The following is a 1,815-nucleotide window of genomic DNA, read 5'->3' as shown; positions in this document are numbered from 1 at the left end:
AGGACCCGGCGGGCACGCGGGCGTCGGGCGCGTTGGACCTGGTGATCACGGGCGCGATCATCGTCGACGCGGTGCTCGGTGTGGTCAAGGGCGACATCGGTGTGCGCGACGGGCGGATCGTGGCCGTGGGCAAGGCAGGCAACCCGCACCTGCAGGACGGGGTGCATCCGGAGCTGGTGATCGGGCCCGGCACCGAGGTGGTGGCGGGTGAGCACAAGATCGTCACCGCCGGCGGCGTGGACACCCACATCCACTACATCGCGCCACAGCAGGTCGAGGAAGCCTTGAGCAACGGCGTGACCACCCTGTTCGGCGGCGGCACCGGCCCGGCCGAGGGCACCAAGGGCACCACCTGCACGCCGGGCGCGTGGAACATCGGGCGGATGCTGCAGGCCGCCGACGGGCTGCCGGTGAACATCGGGGTGCTGGGCAAGGGCAACACGTCGCAGCCCGAGTCGGCGGTCGAGCAGATCGTGGCCGGCGCGGCGGGGCTGAAGATCCACGAGGACTGGGGCACCACGCCTGCGGCGATCCGCTGCGTGCAGGAGGTCGCGGACGAGTACGACGTGCAGGTCGCGATCCACACCGACACCCTCAACGAGTCGGGCTTCTACGAGGACACGCGTGCCGCGTTCGGCGATTCCACCATCCACACGTTCCACTCCGAGGGCGCAGGCGGCGGCCACGCCCCCGACATCCTGCGGGTGTGCGGCGAGCCCAACGTCCTGCCCGCCTCGACAAACCCGACGCTGCCGTACACCGTGAACTCGGTGGACGAACTGCTGGACATGGTCATGGTGTGCCACCACCTGTCGCACGACATCCCGGAGGACGTGAGCTTCGCCGACTCCCGCGTGCGCGCCGAGACGATCGCCGCCGAGACCGTCCTGCACGACGAGGGGATCATCTCGATCTTCTCGTCGGACTCGCAGGCCATGGGCCGGATCGGGGAGTCGTGGCAGCGCGCGTTCCAGACCGCCCACCACTGCCGCGTCGAGCGGGGCCCGCTGCCGGAGGACAGCGACCGCAACGACAACGAGCGCGTCCTGCGCTACGTCGCCAAGATGACCATCAACCCCGCCATCGCGGCGGGCATCGCCGACCACCTGGGGTCGATCGAGCCAGGCAAGCTCGCCGATCTCGTGTTGTGGCCGGTCGACTCGTTTGCCGCCAAGCCGTCGTTGATCATCAAGGGCGGGATGATCGTGTGGGCGCCGATGGGCGATCCCAACGCGTCGCTGCCCACGCCGCAGCCGGTGATCTACCGCCCGATGTTCGGCGCGTACGGCGGGGCGCTGCAGTCCACGCGGGTGACGTTCCTGTCCGCCGCCGCGATCGAGGCCGGCGTGCCCGAGGAGCTGGGCCTGACCTCGCCGTGCCTGCCCGTGCGTGGCTGCCGGGGGATCGGCAAGAAGGACATGGTCCGCAACGACCGCTGCCCGACGATCGAGGTGGATCCCGAGACCTACGTGGTGACCGTCGACGGCGAGCCCGCCACCATCGCCCCCGCCACCACGTTGCCGCTGGCCCAGCTGCACTACCTCGCGTGATGCGCGACCACCACGACCACGACGACCACGACGACGACAACGCGGCCGGCGGCTGCCCTGCGGGCCCTGTGCAGGGCGCGGGCCGTGCCGAACTGTCGACGCTTCTGCTGGCCCTGCAGTTCACCGACTCGTCGTTCCCCTCGGGCATGTACACGCTCTCGCACGGGCTCGAGGGGCTCCGGCAGTTGGGCGCTGTCGACGCCGGGGCCGGAGCCGGCGCCGCCGCCGGGGCTCGGTCCGTGGCCGAGGCCGTGCACGGGATCCT

Annotated in this window: 1 protein-coding gene and 1 pseudogene; both read left to right on the top strand. The window is 71.0% G+C overall.

All coding sequences use genetic code 11. From position 1 onward, the window contains the following. A partial coding sequence (ureC, locus tag G6024_RS16040) for an urease subunit alpha (RefSeq protein ID WP_159149157.1) occupies positions 1–1,550 on the top strand: 1,550 nt, incomplete at its 5' end. Next, positions 1,550–1,815, top strand: a pseudogene (locus G6024_RS16830) (hypothetical protein); the annotation flags it as partial. The gene ureC and the pseudogene G6024_RS16830, both read left to right, overlap by 1 nt.

The sequence above is a fragment of the Dietzia maris genome, assembly GCF_014144855.1.
Lineage (GTDB): Bacteria > Actinomycetota > Actinomycetes > Mycobacteriales > Mycobacteriaceae > Dietzia > Dietzia kunjamensis.
Note: the sequence above shows the minus strand (reverse complement) of the source record. Positions and strands in the feature narration are given on the sequence as shown.